Raw genomic sequence first — 6,712 nt, forward strand, 5'->3', positions numbered from 1 at the left:
CCGCTGATGGCAAATCGGCAACGTGCCGGACGTAGCGGCTATGGATGCGGCCCGACGCTGTCGCGCACAAAGGGCACCGAGCCTCCGCAGCTTCCGACCTGACAGCCAGAATAAGCGAATCCATTGAGTCACTTACGCCATCAAACACCAAACCACTCGGTACTAGCGATGAGATTTGAAAGCCCGTCCGCATGGCGCTGATTCTCCGCTTGAGAACCACAGTCGCCCGGCAAACTTCATCAGAAATGAGTCAGACCCCCGATTGGATGCCGATCACCCCGAAAACGGGGTCCTTATTCCATGCCGAAACACACGCGCCTTCGTTCAATCCGGCTTCAATGAGGTCGCACAACTGCACCTGCCGCACCATCGCGTGAACGCGACCTCACAGAACCCTCCAGATTCCGGATTGGGCGGCTTCGTGATTCCTTTGACGGCGAGATTCGCTGTTGGGGAGAACCCATGAGCCATCCGCGCGACGATCGTCAGGACGATCTGTTTCGTCCATCTCTGGAGAAGATCATCAACCTTCGCCATCCGTTGGTGCGTCTGGCGGCGGAGATCGATTGGGACTTCCTGGCGAGACGCTTCAGTTCGGTCTGTCGCCTCGGGCCGGGGCAGCCACCGTTGCCGACACGATTGGTAGCCGGACTATTCATCCTCAAGCACATGCACAATCTCTCTGACGAGGCGCTGTGCGACAGGTGGGTCGAGAACCCGTATTTTCAGTATTTCTGCGGCGAGGTGGTGTTCCGGCACGACTTGCCATTCGATCGCTCGTCGCTGACCCGCTGGCGCCAGCGGCTGGGTGAGGAGCAGATCGCCGCGCTGTTGCAAGAAAGCCTCTCGGTGGCGCATCGAACTGGGGCAATCGAGACCAAAGATCTCGAGCGGGTCGTTGTGGATACCACCGTACAGGAGAAGGCGATCGCGCATCCGAGCGATGCGCGGCTCATGCACCGGGCGATCGAGAAGCTGGTCGGTTTGGCCAAACGCGAGAGCGTCGAACTGCGCCAAAGCTATCTGCGCGTGGCCAGGCGCGCCGCCATCATGGTGGGACGCTACACGCATGCCCACCAGTTCAAGCGTGCCCGGCGAGAGCTCAAATTCCTGCGCACCCGGCTTGGCCGCATCATCCGTGACATCAGACGCAAGATCGAGGGCGACCCTGCGCTTGAGGATCGCTTTGGTCCGCTGCTCGATCTCGCCCACCGGGTTCGCCATCAAGAGCAGCGTCAGCGCGGTCCCAAGGTCTACTCGTTGCACGCCCCCGAGGTGGAGTGCATCGACAAAGGCAAGGCCCGGGCACCTTACGAATTTGGCTGCAAAGTCTCGATTGCCACGCCTGCCACCGCGCCCAAAGGCGGGCAGTTCGTACTGCATGCCAAGGCCCTGCACGGCAATCCCTATGACGGCCACACGCTCGGTCCCGTCATCGCCGACCTCGAAAAGCTCACTGGTGTTGCAGCGCGCCGCATCCACGGCGACAAGGGCTACCGCGGCCACAACTGTCCCGACCGGTTCAAGGTCTGGATCAGCGGCCAGGTTCGCCGTGTCACCAAAGCCATCCGCCGCGAGATGCGGCGTCGCGCCGCCGTCGAGCCTGTGATCGGCCATCTCAAGGACGACCACCGAATGCGCCGTAACCATCTCAAGGGTCGCGACGGCGACCGCACCAACGCCGTGCTCGCCGCCGCCGGCTACAACTTCAGCCTGCTCCGCCGCTGGCTCACCGAACTTTTATGCGGCCTGTTATGGATACTCTGTCGCCACCTATCGCAACCACACCTTGCGTAAAACGGTGCTCAGGGACGTTCTTCACAAACGACCAAAAAGTCGAGCAGACCTATTCGATGAACTTCAAATTCACGTGACCGGTTGTCGCGCCATAGAATGGCGCCATTGCTGTTGCCTCGGAAGAAGCGGTGCATCGATACGGCTGTGACGCGTTCTGATGATGCGAATTTGAGAGTCGCGGCGCGTAGCCCTTAGCCGCGAAGCTCGCAAGAGCTGCCACCCGTCAGCTCGCCGTCAGACTCTTGGAGTATCATTGTCCATGAGCGGGCGGCGCAACCTTCATGCGAGGCGAAAATCGAGATGCGCAATCGAATCGACGAATCATCAATGTTCTTTGGGCAAAATAACGAGCTGAACAATTCGCTCAACAGCAACGGCTTCGATGAACATCTTGTCGGTCTTGCACGGCACAAGGATCAGTCGCCTGGTGATCCGCCCGAACGAATGGGGTGCTGCACCAGTAAGGCAGATGCCTCGTATCCAGCTAACGCCGGTACATCCTCTCCTGCGAGAATGAGCACCTCTGTATTCCAATACAGGACTGCCGAGTTGCGTGATGCGAATGTCGGAAACATATGCGTCGGACTCGCCGCTGGATGGCTTACCAACCTCGCGCAAAGCCCAACCTCACGAATGACTGCGCTGGCACCTGGATCAAGCGGATCCCGATCAGCGGCCACGTCTCAGCATCGGTATGAACGTATGATGAGATCGTTGCGAGCGGAGAATGTAGAGCGCGCTGAAGCCGGCTTTAGGGCGCGGGCATCCGTGTTCGCGGAAACGGGCTTTACACCATCCGATAGAGGCAACACATACGTCTTCGGCGATTCCGAGCAACTCTCGGCAATGAAGGACAAGATCGTGTACGATGGCAGAAGATATCTGCTTGGCTTGAGTTTTGAGCGCGACGGGCGACAGCAAAAGCACTTAGTTGCGACGTCAGCGTCTGATGGAATGGTGACGTTCTTCGACCCGAATTACGGTGAATTTACGATTGCACCGGAGGATATGGATGACTTCTTAAGAAGTCTCGCAAATCGTTACAGAAGTCCCCCCAACAGCCTGGAATTGCTGAGTATCACCACACAAAGGGTCCGCTGAGGACTGGCCTCCTGACCTCCGGCAGGAGTTGATGCCCCGGCGTTTAAGGTAGCAGGGCTATTTTGCGGCGTACGGGCCGAGATGTTGTGAATATCGCACCACCGATTGATCATGCGGATCAACAGGCATCGGGCATCTCTCGAAAGGCCCTCGAAGCGCGCTATGAAAGCGTGATGATCCGGGCCAAGAACGGGGTCGTACGTTCGCTGCACGAACCCGAGCATTTCGGCGAAATGGTCGAGATAATAGTAGACGGGCAGTTGCGGCAGTTTAGCCACGCGGACCGTCGGGGCAGGAATCGTTTGTTCTATTTTTGTTCGAATGGTATGGGTAAAGTCAAGCGCCTCGACAGGCTCCAGCGCCCCTGGTTGCCGCTCGCTGCGTCGTCCAGCAGCCGCGCTATGTTAAGGCCCAGAGTCAGGAAGGCGAAGCCGGGGTATCTTCCTTCAGACCCCGGGCGACGATCCGGAGCGCTTCGTCCGGAAGCGGCCGCTGCAGCTTCAGGGCCTCGTCCACCGGTGCCGTCATCCAGGTCTCGACCTCATCGGGCGTCGTCAGGATGAGCTATGCGGGATTTTGGGTGACGAGGTGATCAGGCGGCGTGGTTTGCCGGCACTTGGATGACCTCGATGCCGTCGTTGAATCTGACACCCGCGATGACCTTCGGCAACTGATTTGTGCCTTTGAGCCGCCGCCAGGTCTTGGATGCGGCGATGACCAGCTTGAACACCATCAGCTTGGCGGTGGTCGGCGACAACGAACCCTTGATGGAGCGGAGGGCCGTGGAAAGCGACCGGCGCGACGCAACCGGGGGAAGCTTCCGGAGCATTTGCCGCGCATCGATGTCGTAATCGATATCGAGAGCCACATCTGCCCTTGCTGCGGCGAGCGGCTGCACAAGATCGGGGAGACCGTCAAGGAAGCCTTCGACGTCATTCCGATGCAGTACCGGGTCAAGCGCATTGTGCGTCCGCGGTATGGCTGCCGGGGATGCCGCCAGGGTGTGATGCAGGCACCTGCGCCGGCCCAGGCGATCGATGGCGGGATGGTGACGGAAGCCTTGCTGGCCCACATCGCGGTGATGAAATACGGCTACCAGTTGCCGCTGCATCGGCAGGAACAGATGTTCGCCGCGCAAGGCATCACGCTCGATCGGCAGACGCTGGCCTCGTGGATGGGCCGCGCCGCCTGGTGGCTGAAGCCGCTTCACACGCTGTTGCGCGACACAGTGATGTCCTACCCGCGGCTGTTTGCCGACGAGACGCCGCTGCCAGTTCTCGATCCCGGCCGTGGCAGGACCAAAGTCTGCCAGTTCTGGGCGATCGCCACCGATGACCGTCCGTGGGGCGGCCCGGCGCCGCCGGCGGTAGTCTACATGTTTGCCGAGGATCGCAAGGCGACCCGCGCCAAGCAGCTGTTCGGGGACTACCACGGCATCCTGCAGGTCGACGGCTATGCCGTCTACAAGGGCCTGATCAAGAACGGCGGCCATCTGGTGCAGTTGGCGTTCTGCTTCGCTCATGCGCGGCGGAAGTTCTGGGACGTTCACGTCGCGACGAAGTCGCCGATAGAGCTGGCCCCGGTTGATTGGACAGCGCCCCGCTGGATTTAAGTGGATTCCTGCCGGGTTATGCTGAACGCGGGGCTTTACGATTTTGTCGTTGCGTCGGGAGGGCGTAGCCCGACCAGAGCGACGACAAAATCGTCGGCGACGGTCATGCGGCCATCACCATAGCTTGCGTGCCGAAGTAAGCCTCGTCGGGCGTGCGCCCGTCAAGGCTCGAGTGGGGGCGTCCCTGATTGTAGAAGGCCAGATACTTGGCAATTGACGCTCGCGCCTCGGACACGCTGTCGTAGGCGCGGAGATAGTCGAGTAGCGCGGGGGAATCCCACCCCCACGCCCTCCGAGAACCGGACGTGAGCCTCTCGACTCATCCGGCTCCTATCGCCCCAACCGGAGATTCCGTGGACCAATGGGCGAACAGGTTCGGCTGGCGGGATTTGACCCCGCGCAACCAGCCCCACGCTCGCTTTGCGTGTCCCCGAAGTCTTTTGTATTTCCGCTGTGCCCAGCGCACGATAAATGGATCTACTGTGCGCAGTGCCCTGCGAAGCGCCGAACGATGAAAACGCCCGTAATAGTTGACCCAGCCAACAAGAATAGGCCGTGCCCATTGGGCGATTTTCTCCAAGTCGAGATCGTTGCGATGATGCAGCTTCCAGCGACGCACGTCTTCGCGCATCGCCTTGGCCGCTTTGTCGCTGACCGCAGGAGAGAAACTGACGAACAGCTTTCCAGCGCGATTCATCGATTGTCGGGGTCGAAACGTAAAGCCCAGAAAATCGAAGCGTTGCTCCGGATAACCGTTCGGTCGGTTCGAGTCTTTGCAGTACACAATCTTCGTCTTTTGCGGATGCAATTCCAACTTACACGCCGCAAGCCGCGCTTCCAGCGCTTGCCGCAATGAAAGCGCTTGCGCCTCACTGCGACAGTGACAGATGGCATCATCCGCGTAGCGCTCGAACGGAATGTCTGGATTATTTTCCTTCATCCAACGATCGAACGCATAGTGCAGGAAAAGGTTTGCCAAGATTGGGCTGACGACTGCCCCTTGCGGGGTCCCCTTCTCTCGGCTGACCAGCGCGCCATCCGGCATGCTCACGGGTGCCTTCAGCCATCTTTCGATGTAGAGCAGCACCCATGCGCAGTCGGTATGACGACGCACCGCTCGCATCAATAACTCCCAGTCGATGTTGTCGAAGAAGCCTTTGATGTCGAGATCGAGCACCCAGTCAAAGCGCCAGCATCTCTGCCGTGCCGCAGCCAACGCATCATGCGCCGACCGACCGGGACGATATCCAAAGGAGTCATCGTGGAACACTGGTTCCAGGACGGGCTCAAGATATCGCTTGACTACCATTTGGGCGATTCTGTCAGAAACGGTCGGGATACCTAACGATCTCGTTCCCCGTCCGTCCCCTTTCGGTATGTCAACTCGACGAACCGGTGGCGGCATGTAGCTGCCCGACGACATTCGATTCCAGAGCCGATAAAGGTTGTTACTCAAATCCCTCTCGAACTCCGCGATCGTTTGATCGTCGACGCCAGCCGCCCCGCGGCTTTCCCTCACTCGCTTATAAGCCAACCATACTTCGCGCTTGGAAATATTAAACGGTCTTGCTTTATCCACGCTGGTCCTCCCCTTGCAGGTTGCCAACATAATAAAGCCGGGCGACGTCACCCCTTCGGTCCAGCTCCGTTACAGAGCCTTCATTCCTATTACGAGCGACTCCGCCCCTGTGTCCCGCATCGGTACTCTCGCCCTCGCGGAGTCCATCCGCTTGAGCTTCTCCCTTGGCATCGGGACGACAGGTTCCTGAGTTCCTTACCAAAGCCTGGATCAAGGTCACGCCGCCTCCATGCCGGACGCCGATTGAGCAGTAGACAGGCTCCCCTCAATCTTTATTCGCGGGACAGAAGTCTGGGTCCCGGTTTCGACGTCGTTTGATACGTTTCGACACGTCATCAGCGGTTTACTTCCGTTCGTCTCCTTGAACCTCACCTGACGGAGTCTTGCTCCGCCTTTTCCATCGACGTTCACCACAATGGCTCTTGACCAGTGCAGCTCGTGGCGGTTTGAAGCCTGCTCCTGCAAGCCGACTTCGAGGGGCCTACCCTCATCTCCGATAAAGCATCGCCACCGTTCATATTTCGAACAGTGACGTTCACAGCACACAACTTCTTCGTATTTGACCGTGCGCCAGAGCCGCTCGACAAACACGTTGTCGCGCCAGGCGCCCTTGCCGTCCATGC

Annotated in this window: 5 protein-coding genes and 5 pseudogenes; 3 read left to right on the forward strand and 7 right to left on the reverse strand. The window is 59.3% G+C overall.

The window, feature by feature from the left end; all coding sequences use genetic code 11:
• Positions 1-193, reverse strand: a pseudogene (locus tag AC0L3A_RS39590) (ISL3 family transposase); the annotation flags it as partial.
• 269 nt (positions 194-462) lie between these two features.
• On the opposite strand from AC0L3A_RS39590, the gene AC0L3A_RS39595 reads away from it, so the two are divergent.
• Both AC0L3A_RS39595 and AC0L3A_RS39600 read left to right on the forward strand, forming a co-directional pair.
• Positions 463-1,797, forward strand: a complete 1,335-nt coding sequence (locus tag AC0L3A_RS39595; RefSeq protein WP_473256451.1) for an IS5 family transposase — start codon at positions 463-465, stop codon at positions 1,795-1,797.
• A 300-nt stretch (positions 1,798-2,097) separates the two neighbouring features.
• A complete protein-coding gene (locus tag AC0L3A_RS39600) occupies positions 2,098-2,898 on the forward strand; it encodes a YopT-type cysteine protease domain-containing protein (protein ID WP_473256452.1) in 801 nt (266 codons plus the stop codon).
• On the opposite strand, the gene AC0L3A_RS39605 is transcribed toward AC0L3A_RS39600, so the two are convergent.
• The 3 genes and pseudogenes from AC0L3A_RS39605 to AC0L3A_RS39615 all read right to left on the reverse strand — a co-directional run.
• Complete coding sequence (locus AC0L3A_RS39605; RefSeq protein ID WP_473256453.1) at positions 2,838-3,176, reverse strand: hypothetical protein; 339 nt, start codon at positions 3,174-3,176, stop codon at positions 2,838-2,840. The genes AC0L3A_RS39600 and AC0L3A_RS39605 overlap by 61 nt on opposite strands.
• 139 nt (positions 3,177-3,315) lie before the next feature.
• Positions 3,316-3,462: pseudogene (locus tag AC0L3A_RS39610) on the reverse strand (SOS response-associated peptidase); the annotation flags it as partial.
• Positions 3,463-3,490: 28 nt separating this feature from the next.
• Positions 3,491-3,664: pseudogene (locus AC0L3A_RS39615) on the reverse strand (IS256 family transposase); the annotation flags it as partial.
• 42 nt (positions 3,665-3,706) lie between these two features.
• On the opposite strand from AC0L3A_RS39615, the pseudogene tnpC reads away from it, so the two are divergent.
• Positions 3,707-4,510, forward strand: a pseudogene (gene tnpC, locus AC0L3A_RS39620) (IS66 family transposase); the annotation flags it as partial.
• Positions 4,511-4,613: 103 nt separating this feature from the next.
• Here the strand turns inward: tnpC and AC0L3A_RS39625 are convergent.
• The 3 genes and pseudogenes from AC0L3A_RS39625 to AC0L3A_RS39635 form a co-directional block, all read right to left on the reverse strand.
• Positions 4,614-4,766: pseudogene (locus AC0L3A_RS39625) on the reverse strand (integrase core domain-containing protein); the annotation flags it as partial.
• Between the two features lie 63 nt (positions 4,767-4,829).
• Positions 4,830-6,089 carry a group II intron reverse transcriptase/maturase gene (gene ltrA, locus AC0L3A_RS39630; protein ID WP_473256454.1) on the reverse strand — a complete coding sequence of 420 codons (1,260 nt, stop codon included), beginning with the start codon at positions 6,087-6,089 and terminating at the stop codon, positions 4,830-4,832.
• A 216-nt stretch (positions 6,090-6,305) separates the two neighbouring features.
• Positions 6,306-6,712: hypothetical protein (locus AC0L3A_RS39635; RefSeq protein WP_473256455.1), on the reverse strand; the 407-nt coding region annotated here is incomplete at its 5' end.

This window comes from Bradyrhizobium sp. MI1.3, assembly GCF_055811695.1.

Coding starts and splice junctions, on each gene's coding strand:
- AC0L3A_RS39600 (WP_473256452.1), top strand. CDS start 2,098: ATGCGCAATCGAATCGACGAATCATCAATGTTCTTTGGGCAAAATAAC.
- AC0L3A_RS39595 (WP_473256451.1), top strand. CDS start 463: ATGAGCCATCCGCGCGACGATCGTCAGGACGATCTGTTTCGTCCATCT.